This window comes from Streptomyces tibetensis (assembly GCF_007655005.1).
GTDB classification, from domain to species: domain Bacteria; phylum Actinomycetota; class Actinomycetes; order Streptomycetales; family Streptomycetaceae; genus Streptomyces; species Streptomyces tibetensis.
Genome location: NZ_SZVW01000011.1, coordinates 153880 through 178370, shown reverse-complemented (window position 1 = coordinate 178370; position 24491 = coordinate 153880). Strand labels below are relative to the sequence as shown.

Annotated in this window: 24 protein-coding genes; 17 read left to right on the top strand and 7 right to left on the bottom strand. The window is 71.6% G+C overall.

Features of this window, described 5'->3' with window-relative positions; translation table 11 throughout:
• Positions 1-7 precede the first annotated feature (7 nt).
• Positions 8-796, top strand: coding sequence for a M23 family metallopeptidase (locus FDO69_RS20090; protein ID WP_104781231.1), 789 nt, complete (start codon positions 8-10; stop codon positions 794-796).
• A 234-nt stretch (positions 797-1030) separates the two neighbouring features.
• Positions 1031-1726: a GntR family transcriptional regulator gene (locus FDO69_RS20085; RefSeq protein ID WP_104781230.1), complete on the top strand. Its 696-nt coding sequence runs from the start codon at positions 1031-1033 to the stop codon at positions 1724-1726.
• Positions 1727-1885: 159 nt separating this feature from the next.
• On the opposite strand, the gene FDO69_RS20080 is transcribed toward FDO69_RS20085, so the two are convergent.
• A complete protein-coding gene (locus FDO69_RS20080; RefSeq protein WP_003993478.1) occupies positions 1886-2167 on the bottom strand; it encodes an HPr family phosphocarrier protein in 282 nt (93 codons plus the stop codon).
• A 179-nt stretch (positions 2168-2346) separates the two neighbouring features.
• Here FDO69_RS20080 and FDO69_RS20070 point away from each other — a divergent pair, with 179 nt between their 5' ends.
• The 4 genes from FDO69_RS20070 to FDO69_RS20055 all read left to right on the top strand — a co-directional run bounded on the left by FDO69_RS20070 (position 2347) and on the right by FDO69_RS20055 (position 7716).
• Positions 2347-5166 (top strand): bifunctional acetate--CoA ligase family protein/GNAT family N-acetyltransferase, encoded by a 2820-nt coding sequence (locus FDO69_RS20070; RefSeq protein WP_104781229.1) that lies wholly within the window; start codon positions 2347-2349, stop codon positions 5164-5166.
• A gap of 51 nt (positions 5167-5217) precedes the next feature.
• Complete coding sequence (locus FDO69_RS20065; protein ID WP_170320912.1) at positions 5218-5805, top strand: DUF5998 family protein; 588 nt, start codon at positions 5218-5220, stop codon at positions 5803-5805.
• Entirely contained in the window at positions 5805-7001 is a 1197-nt protein-coding gene (locus FDO69_RS20060) for an alkaline phosphatase family protein (RefSeq protein WP_104781228.1), read from the top strand. The genes FDO69_RS20065 and FDO69_RS20060 overlap by 1 nt, the downstream gene beginning before the upstream one ends.
• A gap of 64 nt (positions 7002-7065) precedes the next feature.
• Positions 7066-7716 (top strand): thymidine kinase, encoded by a 651-nt coding sequence (locus tag FDO69_RS20055; protein ID WP_104781227.1) that lies wholly within the window; start codon positions 7066-7068, stop codon positions 7714-7716.
• 21 nt (positions 7717-7737) lie between these two features.
• Here the strand turns inward: FDO69_RS20055 and FDO69_RS20050 are convergent, their stop codons facing one another.
• Complete coding sequence (locus tag FDO69_RS20050) at positions 7738-8541, bottom strand: VOC family protein (protein WP_104781226.1); 804 nt, start codon at positions 8539-8541, stop codon at positions 7738-7740.
• Between the two features lie 250 nt (positions 8542-8791).
• On the opposite strand from FDO69_RS20050, the gene FDO69_RS20045 reads away from it, so the two are divergent.
• Positions 8792-9643 carry a sulfurtransferase gene (locus tag FDO69_RS20045; protein ID WP_104781225.1) on the top strand — a complete coding sequence of 284 codons (852 nt, stop codon included), beginning with the start codon at positions 8792-8794 and terminating at the stop codon, positions 9641-9643.
• Positions 9644-9706: 63 nt separating this feature from the next.
• Here the strand turns inward: FDO69_RS20045 and sepH are convergent, their stop codons facing one another.
• The 3 genes from sepH to FDO69_RS20030 form a co-directional block, all read right to left on the bottom strand.
• Positions 9707-10744, bottom strand: a complete 1038-nt coding sequence (sepH, locus tag FDO69_RS20040) for a septation protein SepH (RefSeq protein WP_104781224.1) — start codon at positions 10742-10744, stop codon at positions 9707-9709.
• A 671-nt stretch (positions 10745-11415) separates the two neighbouring features.
• Entirely contained in the window at positions 11416-12735 is a 1320-nt protein-coding gene (locus FDO69_RS20035) for a D-arabinono-1,4-lactone oxidase (protein ID WP_104781223.1), read from the bottom strand.
• Complete coding sequence (locus tag FDO69_RS20030) at positions 12695-13933, bottom strand: MFS transporter (RefSeq protein ID WP_104781222.1); 1239 nt, start codon at positions 13931-13933, stop codon at positions 12695-12697. Before FDO69_RS20030 ends, FDO69_RS20035 begins: the two co-directional genes overlap by 41 nt.
• Before the next feature lie 173 nt (positions 13934-14106).
• Between FDO69_RS20030 and FDO69_RS20025 the strand changes: the two genes are divergently transcribed.
• Positions 14107-15234, top strand: coding sequence for a ferrochelatase (locus FDO69_RS20025; protein ID WP_104781221.1), 1128 nt, complete (start codon positions 14107-14109; stop codon positions 15232-15234).
• A gap of 8 nt (positions 15235-15242) precedes the next feature.
• Positions 15243-16058, top strand: a complete 816-nt coding sequence (locus FDO69_RS20020) for an inositol monophosphatase family protein (protein WP_104781220.1) — start codon at positions 15243-15245, stop codon at positions 16056-16058.
• A gap of 118 nt (positions 16059-16176) precedes the next feature.
• Here FDO69_RS20020 and FDO69_RS41265 read toward each other — a convergent pair whose 3' ends face one another.
• Positions 16177-16350 carry a hypothetical protein gene (locus FDO69_RS41265; RefSeq protein ID WP_167526644.1) on the bottom strand — a complete coding sequence of 58 codons (174 nt, stop codon included), beginning with the start codon at positions 16348-16350 and terminating at the stop codon, positions 16177-16179.
• Between the two features lie 414 nt (positions 16351-16764).
• On the opposite strand from FDO69_RS41265, the gene FDO69_RS20015 reads away from it, so the two are divergent.
• The 4 genes from FDO69_RS20015 (at position 16765) to FDO69_RS20000 (ending at position 20369) form a co-directional block, all read left to right on the top strand.
• Positions 16765-17418: a response regulator transcription factor gene (locus tag FDO69_RS20015; RefSeq protein ID WP_053670977.1), complete on the top strand. Its 654-nt coding sequence runs from the start codon at positions 16765-16767 to the stop codon at positions 17416-17418.
• Between the two features lie 6 nt (positions 17419-17424).
• Positions 17425-18657, top strand: a complete 1233-nt coding sequence (locus tag FDO69_RS20010) for a sensor histidine kinase (RefSeq protein ID WP_104781219.1) — start codon at positions 17425-17427, stop codon at positions 18655-18657.
• Positions 18658-19063: 406 nt separating this feature from the next.
• On the top strand, positions 19064-19360 hold the full coding sequence (locus FDO69_RS20005) for a DUF4193 domain-containing protein (protein ID WP_003993510.1): 297 nt from the start codon (positions 19064-19066) through the stop codon (positions 19358-19360).
• A gap of 13 nt (positions 19361-19373) precedes the next feature.
• Positions 19374-20369, top strand: coding sequence for a hypothetical protein (locus FDO69_RS20000; protein WP_104781218.1), 996 nt, complete (start codon positions 19374-19376; stop codon positions 20367-20369).
• 145 nt (positions 20370-20514) lie between these two features.
• Here FDO69_RS20000 and FDO69_RS19995 read toward each other — a convergent pair whose 3' ends face one another.
• Complete coding sequence (locus tag FDO69_RS19995) at positions 20515-20973, bottom strand: DUF3093 domain-containing protein (protein WP_104781217.1); 459 nt, start codon at positions 20971-20973, stop codon at positions 20515-20517.
• Between the two features lie 58 nt (positions 20974-21031).
• Between FDO69_RS19995 and FDO69_RS19990 the strand changes: the two genes are divergently transcribed.
• The 4 genes from FDO69_RS19990 to FDO69_RS19975 all read left to right on the top strand — a co-directional run bounded on the left by FDO69_RS19990 (position 21032) and on the right by FDO69_RS19975 (position 24463).
• On the top strand, positions 21032-21616 hold the full coding sequence (locus tag FDO69_RS19990; protein WP_104781216.1) for a PaaI family thioesterase: 585 nt from the start codon (positions 21032-21034) through the stop codon (positions 21614-21616).
• 188 nt (positions 21617-21804) lie between these two features.
• Entirely contained in the window at positions 21805-22374 is a 570-nt protein-coding gene (gene dut, locus FDO69_RS19985) for a dUTP diphosphatase (RefSeq protein WP_104781338.1), read from the top strand.
• Between the two features lies 1 nt (position 22375).
• Entirely contained in the window at positions 22376-23128 is a 753-nt protein-coding gene (locus FDO69_RS19980; protein ID WP_104781215.1) for a DUF3710 domain-containing protein, read from the top strand.
• A 159-nt stretch (positions 23129-23287) separates the two neighbouring features.
• Positions 23288-24463: an alginate lyase family protein gene (locus FDO69_RS19975; protein WP_104781214.1), complete on the top strand. Its 1176-nt coding sequence runs from the start codon at positions 23288-23290 to the stop codon at positions 24461-24463.
• Positions 24464-24491 lie beyond the last annotated feature (28 nt).

Sequence of the window (24491 nt, the reverse complement as noted above, 5' to 3'; positions counted from 1 at the left end):
CCACCACATGGCGTTCACTCGCGCCACCGGGAAGCACCGTCGTCCCAGCAGGATCCAGCGCCGCACCGCCCGCGCGGCGGGTGTCGCGGCCCTCGCCACAACTGGCGTGATCGGCACCGTGGCGGCCCCCGCGGCCTTCGCCGCCGAGCCCAGTGCCGAGCAGACCGGCCTCACCCCGGTCGTCACCATGGGTGACACCGTGGCCCAGCAGATCGACGCCCAGGCCGTCGCGCAGCAGCAGGCCGCCGAGGAGGCCGCCGCCAAGCAGAAGGCCGAGGAGGCCGCCCGCAAGCGGGCCGCCGAGGTGGCCCAGAAGGCCAAGGAGGAGGCCGAGAAGGCCCGCGAGGTCAAGGAGCGCGCCGCCCGTGAGGCCGAGCGCAAGCGCCTCAACTCCTTCGTGCCCCCGATCTCCGGCTCGTACGTCTCCACCGGCTACAAGGCGAGCAGCGGCCTGTGGTCCTCCGGCAGCCACACCGGCGTCGACTTCCACGCCGCCACCGGCACCTCCGTCCACGCGGTCGGCATGGGCGAGGTCGTCGAGGCCGGCTGGGGCGGCTCCTACGGCAACAACATCGTGATCAAGATGGACGACGGCACGTACACGCAGTACGGCCACCTGTCGTCCATCGGCGTCTCGGTCGGCCAGAAGGTCACCCCCGGCCAGCAGATCGGCCTGTCCGGCGCGACCGGCAACGTCACGGGCCCGCACCTGCACTTCGAGGCCCGTACGAGCCCCGAGTACGGCTCGGACATCGACCCGGTGGCCTACCTCCGCTCGCACGGCGTCAGCGTCTGAGCGGAACCCCTCCTCCGTTCCCCGAGGCCCCGGCTCCCCGAGCCGGGGCTTTCGGTGTTTTTCCGGATGCCCGCCCGATGTCCGCGGGCCCGTTCTGGATCCCCCGGCATGTCCGCTGTCCAAAAAATATCCCTCAATTCTCGACTGCCGTCGGAAATTCCGGCTCATTGCAATAGAGTCACGGAAACATGCGTCGCTCGTCGGCGTTTCACGGGGATTAAGCGGAGGTCGGTCATGCGTATTCCCGCGCACTCGGTGTGCACCGCCATCCGGGACGACATCGTCGCGGGTGTCCACGCACGCGGCAGCCGGCTCACCGAGGAACTCCTCGCCCGCCGTTACGGCGTCTCGCGGGTGCCCGTCCGGGAGGCGCTGCGCACGCTGGAGGCCGAGGGCTTCGTGGTGACCCGCCGGCACGCGGGCGCGTGCGTGGCCGAACCCACCGAGCAGGAGGCCGGCGACCTGCTGGAGATGCGGATGCTCCTGGAGCCGCTCGGTGCGGCCCGCGCCGCCCAGCGCCGCACCGAGGCGCATCTGAAGGTCCTGCGCGGCCTGGTGCGGCTGGGCCAGGACCGGGCCCGTCGTGGCAACAGCGACGACCTGCGCTCCCTGGGCGCCTGGTTCCACGAGACGCTCGCCCAGGCCTCCGGCAGCCCCGCCCTGACCTCGATGCTCACCCAGCTCCGCCACAAGATCACGTGGATGTATGCCGTGGAGGCGCCGCTCAACCCGGTGGAGTCCTGGACGGAACACGGCGCGATCGTGGACGCGGTGGCGCGCGGGGACGGGGAACGCGCGCGGGCGGTCACGGCGCTGCACGCCGAGCGTGCGACCGGCGCGCACCGCCTGCGCCTGGGCTCCGCCGAGGAACGCGCCGACCGTGTGAGGAACTCGCAACATCCCGTAAACACGGCGAGCCTGCGGCATTAACACGGAAGCCGTATACAAAGAGAAGTGAATTTCCGGGGGTTTGTTTCCGCTGCCCAAAGGCGGGAATTCCTGCCCCGTGCGGACCGGGAATGGCGAAGGGCCCGCCCGGTGAATTCGGACGAGCCCCTCGCTGTGCGCCGCATCGGGCGCTCAGGACATTCAGACGGTCTCGGGCAGTTCCTCGAGACCCTCGGAGACCAGCTTCGCCAGCCGGTCGAGGGCGGCGTCCGCGCCCTCGGCGTCGGAGGCGAGGACGATCTCCTCGCCCCCCTGGGCGCCGAGGCCCAGGACGGCCAGCATCGAGGCCGCGTTGACGGGGTTGCCGTCAGCCTTGGCGATCGTCACCGGGACGCCTGCGGCCGTGGCGGCTCGGACGAAGATGGAGGCGGGGCGGGCGTGGAGGCCCTCGGCCCAGCCGACGTTGACGCGGCGCTCAGCCATGTGTTGCTGCCCTTCGGTGTTCAGGGTTGTCTAGACCAGTTTCCCATATCGTGAAGCCCGCCCGGAGCGGTCCTCGCGTTCCACTCCGGGGGTGCCGTCGGATCGCGGCCTCAACCCGACTGACGCCCTCCACAGACTGCCTCGCGCCGTTGTCAGGCGCTAGCCGTACTCTGGGGCCCATGCAGACCTCGCCGGACCGGCATGAGTATCCCGCCCACTGGGAAGCCGACGTGGTGCTGCGCGACGGAGGCACCGCGCGCATCCGGCCCATCACCGTTGATGACGCCGATCGCCTGGTCAGCTTCTATGAGCAGGTCTCCGACGAGTCGAAGTACTACCGCTTCTTCGCGCCGTACCCTCGCCTGTCCGCCAAGGACGTCCACCGCTTCACGCACCACGACTTTGTGGACCGGGTGGGACTCGCGGCCACGGTCGGCGGCGAGTTCATCGCCACCGTACGCTACGACCGGATCGGCGCGGACGGAACGCCCGCGTCCGCACCCGCCGACGAGGCCGAGGTCGCCTTCCTCGTCCAGGACGCCCACCAGGGCCGCGGGGTCGCCTCCGCGCTGCTCGAACACATCGGAGCCGTCGCCCGCGAGCGCGGCATCCGCCGTTTCGCCGCCGAGGTGCTGCCCGCCAACACCAAGATGATCAAGGTGTTCACGGACGCCGGCTACACCCAGAAGCGCAGCTTCGAGGACGGTGTCGTCCGTCTGGAGTTCGACCTCGAACCCACCGACCGCTCCCTGGCTGTGCAGTACGCCCGCGAACACCGCGCCGAGGCACGGTCCGTGCAGCGCCTGCTCGCCCCCGGCTCGGTCGCCGTCATCGGCACCGGACGCACACCCGGCGGCGTGGGCCGCAGCGTCCTCGGCAACATCCGCGACGCCGGGTACACCGGCCGCCTCTACGCCGTGAACAAGGCCCTCCCCGAGGATCAGAAGGAGCTCGACGGGGTGCCCGCCCACCGCTCGGTGCGGGACATCGACGGCCCCGTAGACCTCGCCGTCGTAGCCGTCCCGGCCGAGCACGTCCCCGAGGTCGTCACCGAGTGCGGCGAACACGGCGTGCAGGGGCTGGTCGTGGTCTCCGCCGGGTACGCCGAGAGCGGCCTCGAGGGGCGCGAACGCCAGCGCGCCCTCGTACGGCACGCGCGCACGTACGGCATGCGGATCATCGGCCCGAACGCCTTCGGCATCATCAACACCTCCCCACGGGTACGGCTCAACGCCTCTCTCGCCCCCGAGGTGCCGCGCCCCGGCCGGATCGGCCTGTTCGCCCAGTCCGGCGCCATCGGCATCGCCCTGCTGTCCCGGCTGCACCGGCGCGGCGGCGGCGTCACGGGCGTGACCGGCGTCTCCACCTTCGTCTCCTCCGGCAACCGTGCGGACGTCTCCGGCAACGATGTCCTGCAGTACTGGTACGAGGATCCCGACACCGACGTCGTCCTCATGTACCTGGAGTCCATCGGCAATCCCCGCAAGTTCACCCGCCTCGCCCGCCGGACCGCCGCGGCCAAGCCCCTGGTCGTCGTCCAGGGCGCGCGGCACGCCGCCGCCCCCCAGGGGCACGCCGTAAGGGCGACGCGGCTCCCGCACGCGACCGTGTCGGCGCTGCTGAGGCAGGCCGGCGTCATCCGCGTCGACACCATCACCGAGCTGGTGGACACGGGCCTGCTGCTCGACCGCCAGCCCCTGCCCGCCGGGCCCAGGGTGGCGATCTTCGGCAACTCCGAGTCGCTCGGCCTACTCACCTACGACGCGTGCCTCGCCGAGGGCCTGCGGCCGCACCCTCCGCAGGACCTGACCACGGCGGCGTCCGCGGCCGACTTCCACGCGGCCCTGTCCCGCGCGCTGGCCGACGACCGGTGTGACGCCGTCGTCGTCACCGCCATACCGGCGGTGGGGGAGGGGTCGGTCGGCGACGCCGCTCTAGCGCAGGCCCTGCGCTCGGCCTCGGCAGCCGCTCCGGCCAAGCCGGTCCTGGTGGTCCACGTGGAGCTCGGCGGCCTGGCGGAGGCTCTGTCGGCGGCGGCGAGCACGGCACCAGCCTCATCGGACAAACCGCAGCAGAACGCCCCAAGTGCGGCGCCCGCAGCGGAAGAACTCCCCGCCGCCGAAGCCCCCGAAGACGCCCACCTCATCCCCGCCTACCCCGCCGCGGAGCGCGCCGTCCGCGCCCTCGGTCAGGCCGTCACCTACGCGCAGTGGCGACGCGACGCCGCCGACCCCGGCAAGGTGCCCGAGTACGACGACATCCGGGAAAAGGGCGCCGCAGCACTGATCGGCGGCCTGCTCGCGCGCGGGCAGGGGCTCACGCTCGGCACCGACGAGACCTGCGACCTCCTCGGCCACTACGGCGTCCAGGTCCACCGCGCCCTGCCCGCCGCGACCCCCGACGCCGCCGTCGAGGCCGCCCGCACCCTCGGCTACCCCGTCGCCCTCAAGGCCACCGCCCCGCATCTGAGGCACCGCGCCGACCTGGGCGGTGTCCGCCTCGACCTCGCGGACGAGGACCAGCTGCGACGGTCCTACGCCGAGTTGACCGATCTGTTCGGCACGCCGGAGGAGCTGCGGCCGGTGGTGCAGCGGATGGCACCGCGCGGCGTGGACGTCGTCGTACGGGCCGTCATCGACCCCGCGGCCGGAGCCGTGCTCTCCTTCGGGCTCGCCGGGGCCGCCTCGCAACTGCTCGGGGACACCGCGCACCGGCTGATCCCGGTCACCGACCGGGAAGCGACCTCGCTGGTGCGCTCGATCCGCACCGCCCCCCTGCTGTTCGGCTGGCGCGGCTCCGCACCGGCCGACACCCGGGCCCTGGAGGAGCTGCTGCTGCGGGTGTCCCGGCTGGTCGACGACCACCCCGAGGTCGTCGCGGTCACGCTGGAGCCGGTCGTCGTCGCCTCGCACGGCCTGAGCGTTCTCGGCGCCTCCGTCCGTCTCGCACCCCCTCCCGTCCGCGACGACCTCGGCCCGCGAACGCTCCCCGCGTACTGACCGGGGGCGAGCGGTCCCTCGCAGTCAGTGGTCCCCCGTAGGATGGGCGTCATGGCCAAGACCAGTACGACGACCCAGGGGCTGCGGGCGGCGATCGAGCGCAGCGGCTACTACCCGGCCCTCGTGGCCGAGGCGGTGGAGGCCGCCGTGGGCGGTGAGCCCATGCGGTCGTACCTGGTCCATCAGGAGACGACGTTCGACCAGAACGAGGTACGGCGGCATGTGACGGTGCTCGTCCTCACGGACACCCGCTTCATCGTCAGCCACACCGACGAGCAGGCCGCCGACAGCACCTCCCCGACGCCGTACGCCACGACGTCGACGGAGTCCGTGAAGATCGGCCGCATCTCGTCGGTCGTGGTCAGCCGCGTGGTCGCCAACCCCGAGTCGTACAAGCCGGGAACCCTGCCCCGTGAGGTCGTCCTCACCATCGGCTGGGGCGCGGTCTCGCGCATCGACCTGGAGCCGGCCGCCTGCGGCGACCCCAACTGCGAGGCGGACCACGGCTACACCGGCAACTCGACGGCGGACGACCTCAGCCTGCGCGTCAGCGAGGCCGGGGACGGACCGGAGACCGTGCGGGAGGCGCTCGCCTTCGCGCAGGCCCTCTCCGAGGCGACCGCGGACACGACCCGCTGATGACGCAGCTCGATACGGCTTGGGACCAGCACCCCGAACCGCTCACCGTCGCCTCCGCACCGGCGCCCGAGTACGGCAGCGGATCACTCGCCGACCTCCTGCCCACCCTGGCCGCCGGCCTGGGCGTGCCGGACATGACCGCCTCGATCGCAGAGCTGACCCCAGCCGACCGCAACTGCGTGTTCCTGATCGACGGCCTCGGCTGGGAGCAGCTCAGGGCGCACCCTGAGGACGCCCCCTTCATGACGTCCCTGCTCGCCACCTCCCGCGGTGGCACCGGACGTCCGCTCACCGCCGGCTACCCGGCCACCACAGCGACCTCCCTCGCCTCCGTCGGTACCGGCCTGCCCCCGGGCGCCCACGGCCTGCCCGGCTACACCGTCCGCAACCCCGACACCGGCGAGCTGATGAACCAGCTGCGCTGGCAGCCGTGGGCCCCGCCCGGTCCCTGGCAGCCGTACCCCACGGTCTTCCAGCTGGCGCACGCGGCGGGGGTGCACGCCGCGCAGGTGTCGTCCCCGACCTTCGAGAACACCCCGCTGACCAAGGTCGCGCTCAGTGGAGGAAAGTTCCTCGGGCGGCTGTCCGGCGAGGACCGCGTGGACCTGGCGGCCGAGCAACTGGCCGCCGGTGACCGCTCCCTGGTGTACACGTACTTCGCCGAGGTCGACGGCGCCGGCCACCGCTACGGCGTCGACTCCGACACCTGGCGCGGCCAGCTCATGTACGCCGACCGTCTCGTCCAGCGACTGGCCGAGCAACTGCCGCCGCGCAGCGCGCTCTACGTCACTGCCGACCACGGCATGATCGACGTGCCCTTCGACGAGCAACACCGCATCGACTTCGACGAGGACTGGGAGCTGAGCGCCGGTGTCGCCCTGCTCGGCGGCGAGGGCCGTGCCCGCCACGTCTACGCGGTGCCCGGCGCGGCCAACGACGTCCTGACCTGCTGGCGCGAGGTGCTCGGCGAGCAGTTCTGGGTGGCATCGCGCGACGAGGCCATCGCCGCGGGCTGGTTCGGCCCGCGGATCGACGAACGGGTCTACGGCAGGATCGGCGACGTGGTCGCGGCCGCCCGGGACGACGTCCTGCTCATCGCCTCCGAGCGGGAGCCGAAGGAGTCGGCGATGGTCGGCAACCACGGTTCGATGACCCCCGCCGAGCAGCTGGTCCCCCTGCTCGAAGTACGCTCCTGAACCCGAAGTACGCTCCCGACACGGCCCGCCCCGACCTCCCATGCCGAAAGGTGCTCAACTCCACATGCCCGAGCTGGTGTTCTTCTGCGGAACGATGGACTGCGGGAAGTCGACGCTGGCTCTCCAGATCGAGCACAACCGCTCGGCGCGCGGCCTGCAGGGCATGATCTTCTCGCGCGACGACCGCGCCGGCGAGGGCAAGCTGTCCTCGCGTCTCGGCCTGGTGACGGACGCAGTGGAGGTGGGGGACGGGCAGGACCTCTACGGCTACCTCGTCGACCACCTCTCGCAGGGCGGCCGCGCGGACTACGTGATCGCCGACGAGGCGCAGTTCCTCGCGCCGGAGCAGATCGACCAACTCGCGCGTGTGGTCGACGACCTGAGCCTCGACGTCTACGCCTTCGGCATCACGACGGACTTCCGCTCCAAGCTGTTCCCCGGCTCGCAGCGGCTGGTGGAACTGGCCGACCGGGTCGAGGTGCTCCAGGTCGAGGCCCTGTGCTGGTGCGGAGACCGCGCCACGCACAACGCCCGCACGATAGGCGGGGTGATGGTCGTCGAGGGCGCCCAGGTGGTCGTCGGCGACGTCACCCACTCCGCGGACGAGGTCGGCTACGAGGTCCTGTGCCGGCGTCATCACCGCCGCCGGATGACCGCGGCGACGTCCCGCGCTGCGGCCCTGTCCCCGGACGTGCTGCCGGTGACGTCCGCGTGACCCCCGGCCGGCTCGCCGGCTTCAGCTCGGGCGTTGCAACAGCGCGAATCGCGCCCCTTCCGGGTCCGCCACATGCGCCACCCGCCCGTGGGCTGTGTCGTGCACCGTCTTGAGGACCTGCCCCCCGAGGTGGTCCAGGTGGTCCAGGGCGTCGTCCACGTCGGCCACTTGGAAGTACGTGACCCAGTGCGGTCCAAGGCCGCGGGGCAGCGCGTGCCCGAGACCGTGGATTCCGGCGACGGGTTCGCCGCCGAGAAGCAGGGACACGTAGTCGAAGTCGGCGGAGACCACCGGCTCCTCCTCGAAGCCGAACACCGTGCGGTAGAACTTGGCGACGCCGGCCGACTCGAAGGTCAGCAGTTCGTTCCAGGCGGGAGTGCCGGGGACGCCCGCGACGGTGGTGCCGAGGTGCGCCGCGGCCTGCCAGATGCCGAAGACCGCGCCGGAGGGGTCGGAGCCGATGGCCAGGCGGCCGGCGTCGGCCGCGTCGAGCGGGCCCACTCCGATCGTGCCCCCGCGGCTGCGCACCGTCTCGGCCGTCAGATCCACGTCCTGCGAGGCGAAGTAGGGCGTCCACGCGATGGGCAGATGGCGGTCCGGCGGCAGCCGTCCGATCCCGGCCACCTCACGCCCGTCGAGCAGCGCGCGCACATAGGGCCCGAGCTGCTGGGGGCCCGGCTGGAACTCCCAGCCGAACAGCGCTCCGTAGAACTCCTCGGTCGCGTCCGGGCCGTGCACCATCAGGCTCACCCAGCAGGGCGCGCCGGGCGCGTGCCGAGCGGGTGTGTCGCTGTTCGGCCCGGCGGACCCCCGTGCGTCGGTCATCGTCACTCTCTTCTCGGCCTCGCGGTGGCCGTGCTCTCCGCAGCCCGGTGGGGCGGCCCTGTGGGGCGTCCCTTGCCCGGGAGAATGCCCGATGCGCGGGCACCTGTGCTCACGGCGCGCTTGTCGGCGGGTGTCGCTCAGCTGTACAGCATGTGGCTGTTCCCGTACGCCACGTGATCGCCCCGCTCCGGCCGAGCAGAGTAGCCGGACACGGACGACTCGGCCACCCCCGTGCGCGAGGATGGGCACCATGAACGCCATCATCTCCGCATCCGACCTCGCCAGGGATCTCACGGGCGCCCGCCCGCCGGTCCTGCTCGACGTCCGCTGGCAGCTCACCGCGGCCAAGGCGGCCGGCGAGCCGCCGTTCGACGGCCGGGCCGCCTACGAGGCAGGTCACCTGCCCGGAGCCGTCTACGTCGACCTGGACCGGGAGTTGGCCTCCGCGCCGGGCGAGGGCGGGCGGCACCCCCTGCCCGACCTCGCGCGCTTCGGTGCCGCGATGCGCCGGGCCGGTGTCTCGGCCGGGACACCGGTGGTCGTCTACGACGGCGGCCAGGGGTGGGCGGCGGCCCGGGCGTGGTGGCTGCTGCGCTGGACGGGTCACCCGGATGTGCGAGTCCTCGACGGCGGGTTGCCGTCCTGGGAGGGTCCGCTGGAGAAGTCCGTGCCGGCTCCGGAGGAGGGTGACTTCGTACCCGAGCCGGGGGCGACGGGGCTGCTCGACGCGGATGCCGCCGCGGCGCTGGCACGGTCCGGGGTGCTGCTGGACGCGCGGGCGGGGGAGCGGTACCGCGGTGAGGTGGAGCCGATCGACCCGGTGGCCGGGCACATCCCGGGCGCGGTGTCGGCGCCGACCACGGAGAACGTGGGGGCCGACGGGCGGTTCCTTCCCGCGGGGGAGCTGCGGGAGCGGTTCAAGGGGCTTGGTGTGACCGAGGGTTCGCGGGTCGGCGTGTACTGCGGTTCGGGGGTCTCCGCCGCACACCAGGTCCTGGCGCTTGCGGCCGCCGGCATTCCCGCCGAGCTGTACGTGGGGTCCTGGTCGGAGTGGTCCTCGGACCCGGACCGGCCGGTCGCCGTCGGCCCGGATCCGCAGTGACCTGACCCGGAGGAAGGGCCGCGCCCGGACGGCGCGGCCCTCGTCCTTCGGTAGCCGGGTCGGCTACTCCTGCTTCTTGCGCCGCGTGCCGAACACGATCTCGTCCCAGCTCGGGACGGCCGCCCTGCGCCCGGGACGTACGCCGTCCGCTTCGGCCTGGCGGTCGGTGGCACCGATGAGCCGGTCACGGTGGCTGCCCACACTGCGCGGCATGAGGACATCCGCGTAGGCGGAACCGGCGGAGGCCGCGGGGGCCGGAGGCTCCTCCTCCTCGACCTCGGCGACGACGACGGGCTCCTCCTCGGTCTCCGCCGGGGGGAGTTCCGGAACCACCAGGTCGCCGCGGAAGCTCGGCACGGCCTCGAGCAGGCTCGTCAGCGAGTCTCTCTCGCCGGTGGTCTCCTCGATCGGCTCGGACGCCTGCGCGGGCAGACTGGGCCGCTCGCGTTCGGGGCGGTCCAGCGGTCTGTCGCGCGGCAGCCGGGCGATCCGGGGCACGAACGGGAAGCTGGGCTCGGGTGCGGACAGGTCGTCGGACTCGCCGATCAGGGAGCGCGCCTCGTCGTCGACGGCCTGGACGAGTCGCCGGGGCGGGTCGTACGTCCAGCTCGCCGAGTGCGGTTCGCCCGCGACGCGGTAGACCAGCAGGACCTCCCAGGTGCCGTCGTCGCGACGCCACGAGTCCCACTGGACGGTGTCCTTGTCGGCGCCGCGCAGCAGCAGCCGCTCCTGCACGGCCTCGCCGAGGGGTGGGCCGGAGTTCTCGCCGGGGCGGCGGACCGGGGTCTTGCGGGCCCGCTCGGCCATGAAGGCGCGCTCGGCGAGCACGGGGCCCTCGAAGCGGCGCACCCGGTCGACGGGGATGCCTGCCATCTGCGCGACCTCTTCCGCGGTCGCGCCGGCACGTATACGCGCCTGGATGTCGCGGGGGCGGAGGTGGCTTTCGACCTCGATCTCGATCTGGCCGAGACGGGGACGGTCGCCGCGCACGGCGGCGCGCAGGCGTTCGTCGATCGGGAGCGTGTACTCCGTAGAGTCGGCAGCCTTCAGCACCAGCCGTGTGCCGTCATTCGAGACGGCCACGACACGCAGTTCGGGCATGGGGACCTCCCGGGTGGTGCCTGCCGACGTCACGTGCGTCGCTGCTTCCGCTAGTCGAGTGTGGCCTGCCCGGGTGCAGCCTGCCACAACCTTGCCGAGTTGCCCGGCGTGTCGGGCGCTGGCCCTGGATCGCCGTTATGGCACGGTTACCTATTCGCAACGCTAAGTGACGAACTCTGTCACCCTGTGCAACTAGCCCCCTCCCGGCGTTCCTCAAGGCCCTGTACACCCTGACGGGAGACCGGACCCAGGGCTCGCAACAGTACTCCATTCGGGCCACGTGCGTGGATTGGCGCGCCGCCCAACTTCTGGCGAGGGGTGGGACTTGGCCTCTCCTGCCCTCATCTTGCGATCTTGAACGTGGGGTACTTCACGTAATCACCAAAATCGGAACCAAGGGTGTGGGCCGGGGGGTACGAGGCCGCCACGCGGGGTAGGCGGCAGCCGCCCCGGCCGACGGCCGGGCCGGCCGGGAAACCTCTCCGCGGTAGGCGAGTTCACTGCTGGCATGTGCTCCCACCCCCCGGCCCGTCCGGCGAAACCGCCGAGCGGGACCACCTCGTCCTCCACCGGCCTCCGTCGGCGAGAGCGGCGGTACGACGCCAAGTCCGGCCCCGACTCCGAGCGCCACGGGGAGCGAGGGCGCGGGGAGCGCCACCCCTGTGCGCCTCCTACGCCCCCAGAACCCTCCGCAAGTAGTCGTTCTGGAACAGCCGATCGGGGTCGAGCCGATCCCGCAGCGCCGTGAACTCGCCGAAGCGCGGATACACCCGGGAGAAGTACTCGGCGTCCCGGGTGTGGATCTTGCCCCAGTGCGGACGGCCCTCGTGGGCGGTGAAGATGCGCTCCGCGGACGTGAAGTACCGCTGGTACGGCGTGCCCCGGAACATGTGGACGGCGATGTACGCGCTGTCCCGTCCGGAGGCGGTGGACAGCGTGATGTCGTCGGCGGGGGCGGTGCGCACCTCGACGGGGAAGCTGACCCTGAGGCCCGAGCGGTCGACCATCGTCTTCAGCTCGCGCAGCGTCTCGACGACGGCCGCGCGCGGAACGGCGTACTCCATCTCCACGAAGCGCACCCGGCGCGGCGACGTGAAGACCTTGTAGGGGATGTCCGTGTAGGTCCGTGCGGACAAGGCCTTGCTGGAGATCTGGGCGATCGCGGGGATCGTGGCGGGCACCGCGCGGCCGACCCAGTTGGCCACCTGGAACACCCCGTTGGAGAGGAACTCGTCCTCGATCCAGCTCTTGAGCTGCGGCACGGGCTTCTCCGGGCCCGCGCTGCGGTTGTTGCGCTTGGTGTTGGTGCTGCCGGTGTGCGGGAACCAGTAGAACTCGAAGTGCTCGTTCTCGGCCCAGAGTTCCTCGAAGTCGGACAGGACCCGTTCGAACGGCATCGGCTCCTCGCGGGCCGTGAGCAGGAAGACCGGCTCGACGGCGAAGGTGATCGCGGTGACGAGGCCCAGGGCGCCGAGGCCGATGCGGGCGGCGGCGAAGACCTCCGGATTCTCCTTCTCGGAGCAGGTGAGAACCGAACCGTCGGCGGTGACCAGCTCCAGGCCCTTGATCTGGGCGGCGATCGAGCCGGAGTCGCGGCCCGTGCCGTGCGTGCCGGTGCTGGTGGCGCCGGAGACCGTCTGCTCCATGATGTCGCCCATGTTCGTGAGCGACAGGCCCTCACGCGCGAGGGCCACATTGAGCCTCTTGAGCGGGGTGCCGGCCTCCACCGTGACCGTCATGTTCTCGCGATCAATGCTGCGGATGCCGGTCAGCAGTTGAGGACGGATCAACACACCGTCCGTCGCGGCTATGGACGTGAAGGAGTGCCCGGAGCCGACCGCCTTCACCTTCAGACCGTCCTCGGCGGCCCGCCGCACCGCGGCGGCCAGCTCGTCGACGGAGGCAGGGGTGACCTCTCGCGCGGGACGCGCTGAGACGTTGCCGCCCCAGTTACGCCACGTGCCGTTCTTTCCGTTCGCTGTGCTGCTCAACGGAGCCTCCCCGACCCGGTGCCGGTCGCTTGAGCCGGCGGAACCCGAGGAAACCCACCGCGACCGCGACGGCCCCGGCCACCGCCGGAACCCCGTACCCCGCACGCGCCCCGGCCGCGTCGATCACCCAGCCGGCCGCGGAGGAGCCGAGTGCGACCCCCACCGCGAGCCCGGTGCTCACCCAGGTCATGCCTTCGGTGAGCTGCGCGCGTGGTACGTGCTCTTCGATGAGGGACATCGTCGTGATCATCGTCGGAGCGATGGACAGTCCCGCAACGAACAGCGCCACGGCCAGAAACGGCAAGTTTCCGACCAGTAGGAGGGGGATCATACTCACGGCCATGGCACATACGCCCAGCAGCCACCGACGTTCCGGCGCCCCGGCGAAGTGCAGCAGCCCGAAGACCATGCCCGCTACACAGGAACCCCCCGCGTACAGGGCGAGGACGACGCTCGCCGCGGCCTTGTGGCCCTCCTCGTCGGCGAAGGCCACCGTGACCACGTCGACCGCCCCGAAGATCGCGCCGGTGGCGACGAAGGTGGCCACCAGGACCTGAAGGCCCGGCGCGCGCAGCGCGCTGCCGCCACCCTTGCGCTCCCGTGGGTGCGGCTCGGGCTCGGTGGCGCGCTGCGCCGTCAGCCAGAACACGCCGACGGCCAGGAAGCAGGCGGCGAGCAGCGGGCCGGCCTCCGGGAACCAGGCCGTGGACAGGCCGATGGAGATGATCGGCCCGAAGACGAAGCACACCTCGTCCACCACGGACTCGAAGGAGTAGGCGGTGTGCAGTTTCGGGGTGCCGCGGTACAGCGCCGCCCAGCGAGCCCGGATCATCGCGCCGACGCTCGGTACGCAGCCGATGCCGGCGCAGGCCGCGAACAGCACCCAGTCCGGCCACCCATAGTGCGCGGCGAACAGCAGGACGGCGGCCGCCGTGAGCGAGATCAGTGTGGCCGGACGCAGCACTCGCCGCTGCCCGTACTGGTCCACCAGCCGGGACACCTGCGGCCCGGCCACCGCGGCGGCCAGCGCGATGGTCGCCGACAGCCCACCGGCGAGCCCGTACCGCCCGGTGAGCTGCGAGATCATCGTGACCACGCCGATGCCCATCATCGACAGCGGCATCCGGCCCAGGAAACCCGCAGCGGAGAAACCCTTGGAGCCTGGGGCTGCGAACAGGGCGCGGTAAGGGCTGGGCAACGGGGTCTCCGCAGGGCTCGGTAAGCTGCGAACGCAGTCGACACAGCTTACGGCTCCGAACGTGCCGACGCACCCGTCCGGCCCAGCGCCGGATCGCCCCGGGCCCGCCCGCCGCCGCGCGCGTGTCACCCCGCCGTTTCCCGGCTGTCGGTGCAGGGTGGCAGGATCGACTCATGCCAGACGCGCGCGATGTCAGCCCCTACGACGCCCTGCTCCTGCTCTCGTTCGGCGGCCCGGAAGGCCCGGACGACGTGGTTCCGTTCCTGGAGAACGTGACACGTGGGCGCGGCATCCCCAAGGAACGCCTCAAGGAAGTCGGGCAGCACTACTTCCTGTTCGGCGGCATCAGCCCGATCAACGACCAGAACCGCGCCCTGCTGGACGCCCTGCGCAAGGACTTCGCCGACCACGGCCTGGACCTGCCGGTCTACTGGGGGAACCGCAACTGGGCGCCGTACCTGACGGACACCCTGCGCGAGATGGTCCGCGACGGCCGCCGCCGCGTCCTGGTCCTCGCCACCAGCGCCTACGCCTCGTACTCGGGCTGCCGCCAGTACCGGGAGAACCTCGCCGACGCGCTCGCGGCCCTGGAGGCGGAGGGCCTGGAGCTGCCGAAGGTCGACAAGCTGCGGCACTACTTCAACCACCCGGGCTTCCTGGAGCCCATGATCGACGGGGTGCTCCAGTCCCTCGCCGAGCTTCCCGAGGACGTCCGGGACGGGGCGCACCTCGCCTTCTCGACCCACTCGATCCCGACGGCCTCCGCCGACACCTCCGGCCCCGTCGAGGAGCACGGCGACGGCGGCGCGTACGTGAAGCAGCACCTGGACGTGGCGCAGCAGATCGCCGACGCCGTCCGGGAGCGCACCGGCGTCGACCACCCCTGGCAGCTCGTCTACCAGTCCCGCTCCGGTGCCCCGCACATCCCGTGGCTGGAGCCCGACATCTGCGACCACCTGGACGAGCGGCACGCGGCCGGCGTCCCGGCGGTCGTCATCGCCCCGATCGGCTTCGTCTCCGACCACATGGAGGTCCTCTACGACCTCGACACGGAGGCGAGGGCCCGGGCCGAGGAGCTCGGTCTGCCGATGCGGCGCTCGGCCACCGTCGGCGCCGACCCGAGGTTCGCCGCCGCGATCCGCGAGCTCGTGGTGGAGCGTGCCGCCGTCGAACGGGGGCAGGACGTCACGCCGTGCGCCCTGGGCGCCCTCGGGGCGAGCCACAACCTCTGCCCGGTCGGCTGCTGCCCGGCCCGCGCCCCCCGGCCCGCCGCCGCGGGCGCCGACAGCACCTACGTCTGAGGAGCCCCGTGACCGACCCCCTGCACACGGACCTGCTCGACCTCGCCCAGGAGGCGGCCCGCCGCGCCGGCGCGCTGCTGCGGGACGGACGTCCGGCCGACCTCGCGGTCGCCGCGACCAAGTCCAGCCCCATCGACGTCGTCACCGAGATGGACATCGCGGCGGAGAAGCTGATCACGGGCCTGATCGCCGAGCACCGCCCCGACGACGGCATCCTCGGTGAAGAGGGCGCCGCCACGGAGGGCACGAGCGGCGTCCGCTGGGTGATCGACCCGCTCGACGGCACGGTGAACTACCTGTACGGGCTGCCCACCTGGGCCGTCTCCATCGCCGCTGAGCAGGACGGCGAGACCGTCGTCGGAGTCGTCACCGCCCCGATGCGCGGTGAGACGTTCCACGCCGTGCGCGGCCGCGGTGCCTGGGCCACCGGCGCCTGGGACGGCGAGCGCAGGCTGGCCTGCCGCCCCGCAGCGCCCCTGGAGCAGGCGCTGGTGTCGACGGGCTTCAACTACGTCTCCGACGTCCGCGCCCACCAGGCCGATGTGGCCCAGCGGCTGATCCCGCTGCTGCGCGACATCCGGCGCGGCGGCTCGGCCGCGGTCGACCTGTGCGACGTCGCAGCGGGACGCCTCGACGGCTACTACGAACGCGGCCTGCATCCGTGGGACCTCGCGGCGGGGGACCTGATCGCCCGGGAGGCGGGCGCGCTGACCGGTGGACGCCCCGGAGAGCGCCCGTCGGGGGCTCTGGCGGTGGCGGGCACCCCCGGCGTGTTCGAGCCCCTCCAGCGGCTCCTGGAGGACTTCGGAGCCTGGCACGACTGAGGACGCCGGACTGCCCGGCCAACGGCCGACGGCGCGATGAACACCGGGTGAACGCGTCCTGCGGCAACGCGGCGGGCCCCGGCGCTGGATTCGCCGGGGCCCGCTTCGTACTGCGTGATCAGACGCTCGTCGCACCGACCTGCACACCGTGCTCGGCGGCGAGACGGCGCAGGTCGTCGAGCTCGCCCTGCTCCACGTCGACGAGGAACTCGTCGCCCTCGTCGCGAGCCCGGGACAGATCGGACTCGGTCGCCCTTATGCGCTGCAGAAGTCCTGCGGTGAATGCGTCCATGCTGCGCCCCCTCGTCCTGGGTCGTGGGTCGATGGCACGGGGGTGTGCCGTTCGGAAGGGACGATCACGCCGCATGTGGATGCCCAGCGCCGCTCGGCTGGGCGGCGACGGTGCCGGACACCCACGCCCGCCCTGCGGAAAGCGGATTGATGCGCACCGCATGGTGGTGCGGCGCCAGCAGAGCGTGATCGTGGGATGTAAAGCCGTCCTCCCCAAGCTCCCTTCCGTGGAAACCTAACCGGGGGAGAAAATCTCGTATTCCCCCTCGGGCAACGGAGCCCTCACCCGCCTTACCTCCGACTTATGGCCGAAAAGGGCAGGATGGAGGGCAACACACCAAGCACTGTCGAAGACCCCTGCCCACGTGTGCCCGGTGAAGGGCTACGCGGGTGGACATGAGGAAGGACCAGCAACGTGCGCGTACTCGTCGTCGAGGACGAGCAGCTGCTCGCCGATGCGGTGGCCACCGGACTGCGCCGGGAGGCCATGGCCGTCGACGTCGTGTACGACGGTGCGGCCGCCCTGGAGCGCATCGGCGTGAACGACTACGACGTGGTCGTCCTCGACCGCGACCTCCCTGTCGTGCACGGTGACGACGTCTGCCGCAAGATCGTCGAACTGGGCATGCCCACGCGCGTGCTGATGCTGACGGCCTCCGGCGACGTCAGCGACCGGGTCGAGGGACTGGAGATCGGCGCCGACGACTACCTGCCCAAGCCGTTCGCCTTCAGTGAGCTCATCGCGCGGGTGCGGGCCCTGGGCCGGCGCACCAGCGTGCCCCTGCCGCCCGTCCTGGAGCGGGCCGGGATCAAGCTCGACCCCAACCGGCGCGAGGTGTTCCGCGACGGCCAGGAGGTCCAGCTCGCTCCCAAGGAGTTCGCCGTCCTGGAGGTGCTGATGCGCAGCGAGGGCGCCGTCGTCTCCGCGGAGCAGCTCCTGGAGAAGGCCTGGGACGAGAACACCGACCCGTTCACGAACGTCGTGCGCGTCACCGTCATGACCCTGCGCCGCAAGCTGGGCGAGCCCCCCGTCATCGTCACCGTCCCCGGCTCCGGCTACCGGATCTGATACCCCGTGGCGACGACTCCCGCGCCCCCGCAGGCGCCCCCCAAGCCCACCTGGGATCCCCGAAGGCCCGTGCCGCCCTTCCCGTGGCTGCGCCCGACCATCCGCATAAGGCTCACGCTGCTCTACGGCGGCATGTTCCTGATCGCCGGCATCCTGCTGCTGTCGATCATCTACCTGCTGGCGGCCCAGGCGCTGCATGTGGGCAGCGACCTGCCCTTCAAGATCGTCGAGGGCAAGGTCACCAGTGACATCTGCAACCTGCCCGACCAGGCCTCGCCCAGCGAGTTCAACGACGCCATGAACGCCTGCGTCAACGAGCAGCGCCGGCACGCCCTGGACGACCTGCTCAGCCGTTCCCTGCTGGCGCTGCTGGGCCTGGCGGTCATCGCCTTCGCCTTCGGCTACGCGATGGCCGGCCGCGTCCTGTCGCCGCTGGGCCGGATCACCCGCACCGCCCGGGCGGTGGCGGGCTCCGACCTGTCCCGCCGGATCGAGCTGGACGGCCCGGACGACGAGCTGAAGGAGCTGGCGGACACCTTCGACGACATGCTGGAACGGCTGCAGCGCGCCTTCACCGCCCAGCAGCGCTTCGTCGGCAACGCCTCGCACGAGCTGCGAACGCCGCTGGCGATCAACCGCACGCTCCTGGAGGTGCACCTGTCCGACCCGAACGCGCCGATGGAGCTCCAGCAGCTCGGCAAGACGCTGCTGGCCACCAACGAGCGCAGCGAGCAGCTCGTCGAGGGCCTGCTGCTGCTCGCCCGCAGCGACAACCAGATCGTCGAGCGGGGGCCCGTGGACCTCGCCGAGGTCGCCTCGCAGGCCATCGACCAGGTGAACGGCGAGGCCGAGAGCAAGGGCGTCGTGATCCGGGGCGAGCAGAAGCCCGCGGTCGTGCAGGGCAACGGCGTGCTGCTGGAGCGGATCGCGCTCAACCTCGTGCAGAACGCCGTGCGCTACAACGTGGCGGAGGGCGGCTGGGTCGAGGTCACCACCGAGGTCCAGCACGGCCAGGCGGTCCTGGTCGTCTCCAACACGGGTCCGGTGGTGCCGGCGTACGAGATCGACAACCTCTTCGAGCCGTTCCGCCGGCTGCGCACGGAGCGGACGGGCAGCGACAAGGGCGTGGGGCTCGGGCTGTCCATCGTCCGGTCCGTGGCCCGCGCACACGGCGGGCACATCTATGCCCAGCCGCGTGAAGGGGGTGGACTCGTCATGCGCGTCACGCTGCCCATCTGAGATCATGTCGCCGATCAACTCGGCGGCACACGGGGATGTTCGCTTTGCGCGGAATTTCTGAGCCTTCACCGCGCGTGCACCGTGTGTGATCGATCACAGGGACGCCTTTCCGGCCATCTACTCTCCGTGATCATGCACGCTGTCGTAAAGCCGGGAAAATCCCGGTTTTCGGGGGTCTTGATCACGGGAAGTACACGGTGAGACGCCTTTGGCGTGCAGCATTCGGACCGTGTACGGTCCCCATCGCCATCCAAGCCGATCACTCGTCAGGAGTCCGGTTGGGTGTCGATTGAGTAACAGACCTTGATGTGAGGCAAAATCTCCGCCTCAGGTCGGGCACAAGTCCGGCCTCTCACGCGTTACGTGCGCTGGAGACACCGCAGACACCCAGAGGGGGAGAGCGACCATGGCAACCGATTACGACACTCCACGCAAGACCGACGACGACGTCGACTCGGACAGTCTCGAAGAGCTGAAGGCCCGGAGGAACGACAAGTCGGCTTCCGCCGTGGACGTCGACGAGTTCGAGGCCGCCGAAGGCCTCGAGCTGCCCGGAGCCGACCTCTCGAACGAGGAGCTGGCCGTCCGGGTGCTCCCGAAGCAGCAGGACGAGTTCACCTGCATGAGCTGCTTCCTGGTGCACCACCGCAGCCAGCTGGCCCGGGAGAAGAACGGTCAGCCGATCTGCCGCGACTGCGACTGAGGGCGGGTCGGCCGTGACTGGCTCGACCCCTCCCTGGAAGCGCCGCTTCTCCAAGCGAAAGGCGGACGAAGGGCCGATCACCGGCCCGCAGTACGGCGTGCGTGACGACGAGCGAGGCTCAACCGGTCCGGGGACGGCCTCGCTCGAACCCACAGCGGACCGGGGTGACCTCCCGGCATCCGTGGACGTCCCCGCACCCGTCGCGAGACGGCGGGCGGGGACCATCCGCGAGCGGGCCAGGGAAGGTGCCCGCAAGGGCGGCGACCGGGCCCGGGCCGGACTCGCCTACCTCGCCGACCGGATCATCGAACTGGCCCCGCGCGTCCCCGTACGGGACCTGGCGACACTGCGCAGGCAGTTCCCGGGCCTCGGCCCCGAGGAGCTGGCGGACAAGCTCGTGGCGGGTGCGGCGAAGGCGACGGCGACGGTCGGAGCGGGTGTCGGCGCGGCCGCGATGCTCCCCGTGCCCCCGGCGATGCCGACGGAACTGGCCGCAGAGGTCACCGGCGTCGCGGTGATCGAGCTGAAGCTGATCGCCGAACTCCACGAGGTCTACGGCGTACGGCCGCCCGGCAATCTCAAGCAGCGCAGCACCGCGTACCTCGACTCCTGGTCGGGGGAGCGCGGCATCGACGCGTCCAAGCCGTCGACCTTCAGCACGGCGCTGAACAGCCGCATGAAGCGCGAACTGCGGCAGCGGATCATGAAGCGCATGGTCCGCAACATGCCGAACCTGATGCCGTTCCTGGTGGGAGCCGCCGTGGGGGCGGTCATGAACCGCGGCGAGACGAGAAAGCTCGCCGGCCGGATCCGAGGGGACCTGCGCAAGATCCAGGTGCCCTGGGAGGCCCTGGAGGCGCTCCCTGCCCTCGAACGTCCGGTGGACGCCCTGGAGATGGGCGAGATCACGCACGATCCCCTGGGCCGCCACACGGACCACCGGCGGGACGGCGGACACGACGGCAAGCAGGGCGACGGACGCGACGGCAAGCAGGGCGACGGACGCTGAGAGGGTGGCCTGCCGTACGGAAACGTGATCTGCCGTGCGCAAACCCGGCCTGCCGTACGGAGCCGTCGAGCGCCGGCGGTCGTCGAGGAGCCGACTGCGCGACCGCCGTCGGCACGGCGGCCGGGTGACGCCTCGTTCAGGTGTGCTACTCCGGCTTCGCCGTCCGCAGTGCCTCCGCCAGGCGCTCCGGCTCGCGCGTGGACAGGTACAGGTACGGAGTCGGATCCTGCGGGTCCGTGACCTCCACGCGCAGAGCCGTGGGGATGTATGCGCGCAGCAGGAGGAAGGCGCGCGGGTCGGCCTTGTAGGTGCGCCAGGCGCGGGTCTCCTCCGCGTCCAGCACCTCCGCCTCGCCCAGGGCGGCCAGCGGGATCTTCGCCTCGCCCGCGATCAGGGAGTCGCCGACCACGCGGATGCGCACCGAGCCGTACGAGCTCGCGGCGACGGCCGCGACCGCGGTGCCCCCGGCCAGGCCGCCGAGCATCGGCAGGGTGCCGAACGGGAGCAGGATCAGGGCCATCGAGACGCCCACGAGGAACGAGATCAGCCACCAGGTCCGCGGAGCGGTCAGGCGTTCTTCGTACGGAGCGGCGGAGAGCTGCATGGGGCCTAGCTTGACACGGTGTCCGAAAGGGGCCGACGCGCGGGTAAGGTCTCCGGCTGTGAGTGGTACTTCCGCAGCTCTTCACCCCCCGGCCGACGCCGTGCAACCGGTGCGGCACCCGGACGCGCCCGCGCCCGGTGAGCCCCTCGGCGCGCACTACGGCGAGTGTTTCGGCTGTGGTGGCGACCAGCCGCACGGGCTGCACCTGGAGGCGCGGGCCGGCGAGGGCGTGTCGCTCACCGCCGAGTTCACCGTCCAGCCCGCCCATCAGGGCGCCCCGGGCCTCGCGCACGGCGGTGTGCTCGCCTCCGCGCTGGACGAGACCCTCGGTTCGCTGAACTGGCTGCTGCGCACGATCGCGGTGACCGGGCGGCTGGAGACCGACTTCGTACGGCCCGTGCCCGTCGGCACCACGCTGCACCTGGAGGCGGAGGTGACGGCCGTGGCGGGGCGGAAGATCTACTCCACCGCGACCGGACGCGTCGGCGGTCCCGACGGCCCGGTCGCCGTGCGCGCCGACGCCCTCTTCATCGAGGTGAAGGTCGACCACTTCGTCGACCACGGCCGCCCGGAGGAGATCCAGGCGGCCATGAACGACCCGGACCAGGTCCGGCGCGCCCGCGCCTTCGAGGTGAACCCGTGAGCAGCACCGCCCGCCCTGCGCCGACCGACAGCACCGCCGACACCGCCGACACCGTCGACACAGCGGACACCGTCGACACAGCCGACGCCGTCGGCACAGCCGGCCCCGTGAGCTCAGGGAGCTCCGTGAGCCCGGGCGGCCCCATAGGCCCGGGCAGCCGCGTGAGCCCCGAGAGCACGGAGCGTCCCATGACTTCCACGAGCCCGGTGAGCAGGCAGCCGCTGGACGTGCTGATCCGGCGCGTCGATCCGGACGTACCGCTTCCGTCGTACGCGCAGCCCGGGGACGCCGGGGCCGATCTGCGCACCACCGAGGCGTGCCGACTGGAGCCGGGCGAGCGGGCCGTGCTGCCCACGGGAGTGTCTGTGGCGCTGCCGGAGGGGTACGCGGCCTTCGTGCACCCGCGATCCGGTCTGGCCGCTCGCTGCGGCGTCGCCCTGGTGAATGCCCCGGGGACGGTTGATGCCGGGTACCGTGGGGAGATCAAGGTGATCGTGGTGAATCTCGACCCGCGCGAGGCCGTGCGGTTCGAGCGCTTCGACCGGATTGCCCAACTGGTGGTTCAGCAGGTCGAGAGGGTCCGCTTCCAGGAGGTGGCGGAACTTCCCGGCTCCGCGCGGGCCGAAGGGGGCTTCGGGTCCACCGGCGGCCATGCCGCGGTGGACGGGACGAGCGGCACAAGCGGTCAGGCCGCCCTGGGCGGTCGGACGGGTGGGAATCGATACGCTTCGGTCGTATCCGACCGGGAAGGACAGTGACGTGTTCGGACGTCGCAAGAAGAGGGATGCCGCCGAGGACGCGGCCGGCGAGGCCGAGCAGGTCGTCGACGGTGTCGACACCGAGGCGGACGAAGAGCGCGAGCGCCTGAGGCTGGAGCCCGCGCCTCGCCCCGACGGGCCCTGGGACGACTCGGAGGTCCGTGACCCCGGCGAGGGCCGGGTCGACCTGGGCGGTCTGTTCGTGCCGGGCGTCGACGGCATGGAGCTCAGGGTCGAGGTCGCGGGCGACGCGATCGTGGCGGCCACGGTCGTGCTGCGCGACAGCGCCATCCAGCTGCAGGGCTTCGCCGCGCCCAAGCGCGAGGGCATCTGGGGCGAGGTGCGCGAGGAGATCGGCTCCGGCATCACCCAGCAGGGCGGCATCGTCGACGAGGTCGAGGGGCCGCTGGGCTGGGAGCTGCGCGCGCAGGTGCCCGTGCAGCTGCCGGACGGCACCGGCGGCTTCCAGGTCGTGCGGTTCGTCGGCGTGGACGGCCCCCGCTGGTTCCTTCGCGGGGTCATCTCGGGCCAGGGCGCGGTGCAGCCGCAGGCGGCAGGGCTGCTGGAGCAGATCTTCCGGGACACCGTCGTGGTCCGCGGTGAGGGCCCCATGGCGCCCCGTGACCCGATCGTCCTGAAGCTGCCGAACGATGCCCAGATGGTCCCCGAGGGCGTCCAGCAGGAGGAGGGCTCCCGTTTCGCGGGCGGAATGGGCCAGCTCCAGCGCGGACCGGAGATCACCGAGGTCCGCTGAGCTCACGGAAACACCAGGGCCGCATCCCGCCGGGGATGCGGCCCTTTCTCGTGCGCGGAACCTTGACGGCGCATTGGTCTGTACCTAGCTTCGCCTTTCAACGCGTCTGTTCATAAAGGCGCTTCACGTTCACGTACGAGAACGGAAGGCCCTCCACGCATGCGCAGAACCGTTTTGCTTGCGGCCGCGGTCGCCCTGGTCGCCGGAGCCCTCGCCTGGCCCGCCGACGCCGCCCCCAGCGCCCCCGCCGCCTTCGTCCATCCCGGAGTCATCGTCTCCAAGGGGCAGTTGGACTTCACCCGCTCCGAGGTCGACGCCGGCGCCCAGCCCTGGAAGGGCGCCTTCGACCGAATGATGGCGAGCGAGTACGCCGACCTGAACCGCACGCCCAAGCCCCGGGCGGTCGTCGAGTGCGGGTCGTACTCCAACCCCGACCACGGCTGCACCGACGAGCGTGAGGACGCGATCGCCGCGTACACGCAGGCGCTGGCCTGGTACATCACCCGCGACGAACGGCACGCCCGCAAGGCGATCGAGCTGATGGACGCCTGGTCCGCCGTGATCAGGGACCACACCGACAGCAACGAGCCCCTGCAGACCGGCTGGGCCGGCTCCTCCTGGCCCAGGGCCGCCGAGATCATCAAGTACACGTACACCGGCACCTGGGCGAACTCCGGCCGCTTCGCCACCATGCTGCGCACCGTCTACCTGCCCGAGATCGTCAACGGCTCCAACTCCAACGGCAACTGGGAGCTGTCGATGACGGAGGCCGCCGTCGGCATCTCCGTCTTCCTGGAGGACAAGGCGTCGTACGACAAGGCCATGGCGAGGTTCCGCACGCGCACCGCCGCCTACGTCTACCTGACCTCCGACGGTGCCCTGCCGAAGACCGTGCCGAGCCAGAACCTGAACACCCGCGAGAAGATCGTCACGTACTGGCAGGGCCAGTCGACCTTCGTCAACGGGCTCAGCCAGGAGACCTGCCGGGACTTCACCCACACCGGCTACGGCCTCTCGGCCATCTCGCACGTCGCCGAGACCAGCCGCATCCAGGGGCAGGACCTCTACGCCACCGACGTGGGCGAGCGGCTGCGGCACGGGCTCGGCTTCCACGCCAGGTACCAGCTCGGCGCCGGTGCCGAGGGCTGGCTGTGCGGCGGCTCGCTGAAGCTCGGGCTCGGGCCGGTCTCCGAGGTCGGGCACAACGCCCTGGCCAACCGGATCGGGCACGCCATGACCAACACCGCGACGCTGACCCAGCGGAACCGCCCCGCCGGCAGCAACAACCTCTTCGTCGCCTGGGAGACCCTCACCCACGGCGACAACCCGGCGTGAGCCGCTGACCCACCGGGCGCCGGGCGGG

What these genes read in the sequence shown, in the direction of transcription:
- FDO69_RS19995 (WP_104781217.1), bottom strand. Translation starts at nt 20,973, where the DNA reads ATGCAGCTCTCCGCCGCTCCGTACGAAGAACGCCTGACCGCTCCGCGG.
- FDO69_RS20045 (WP_104781225.1), top strand. Translation starts at nt 8,792, where the DNA reads ATGAACGCCATCATCTCCGCATCCGACCTCGCCAGGGATCTCACGGGC.
- dut (WP_104781338.1), top strand. Translation starts at nt 21,805, where the DNA reads ATGACTTCCACGAGCCCGGTGAGCAGGCAGCCGCTGGACGTGCTGATC.
- FDO69_RS20025 (WP_104781221.1), top strand. Translation starts at nt 14,107, where the DNA reads ATGCCAGACGCGCGCGATGTCAGCCCCTACGACGCCCTGCTCCTGCTC.
- FDO69_RS20085 (WP_104781230.1), top strand. Translation starts at nt 1,031, where the DNA reads ATGCGTATTCCCGCGCACTCGGTGTGCACCGCCATCCGGGACGACATC.
- FDO69_RS20080 (WP_003993478.1), bottom strand. Translation starts at nt 2,167, where the DNA reads ATGGCTGAGCGCCGCGTCAACGTCGGCTGGGCCGAGGGCCTCCACGCC.
- FDO69_RS20055 (WP_104781227.1), top strand. Translation starts at nt 7,066, where the DNA reads ATGCCCGAGCTGGTGTTCTTCTGCGGAACGATGGACTGCGGGAAGTCG.
- sepH (WP_104781224.1), bottom strand. Translation starts at nt 10,744, where the DNA reads ATGCCCGAACTGCGTGTCGTGGCCGTCTCGAATGACGGCACACGGCTG.
- FDO69_RS41265 (WP_167526644.1), bottom strand. Translation starts at nt 16,350, where the DNA reads ATGGACGCATTCACCGCAGGACTTCTGCAGCGCATAAGGGCGACCGAG.
- FDO69_RS20070 (WP_104781229.1), top strand. Translation starts at nt 2,347, where the DNA reads ATGCAGACCTCGCCGGACCGGCATGAGTATCCCGCCCACTGGGAAGCC.
- FDO69_RS20090 (WP_104781231.1), top strand. Translation starts at nt 8, where the DNA reads ATGGCGTTCACTCGCGCCACCGGGAAGCACCGTCGTCCCAGCAGGATC.
- FDO69_RS20065 (WP_170320912.1), top strand. Translation starts at nt 5,218, where the DNA reads ATGGCCAAGACCAGTACGACGACCCAGGGGCTGCGGGCGGCGATCGAG.
- FDO69_RS19975 (WP_104781214.1), top strand. Translation starts at nt 23,288, where the DNA reads ATGCGCAGAACCGTTTTGCTTGCGGCCGCGGTCGCCCTGGTCGCCGGA.
- FDO69_RS20005 (WP_003993510.1), top strand. Translation starts at nt 19,064, where the DNA reads ATGGCAACCGATTACGACACTCCACGCAAGACCGACGACGACGTCGAC.
- FDO69_RS20060 (WP_104781228.1), top strand. Translation starts at nt 5,805, where the DNA reads ATGACGCAGCTCGATACGGCTTGGGACCAGCACCCCGAACCGCTCACC.
- FDO69_RS20050 (WP_104781226.1), bottom strand. Translation starts at nt 8,541, where the DNA reads ATGACCGACGCACGGGGGTCCGCCGGGCCGAACAGCGACACACCCGCT.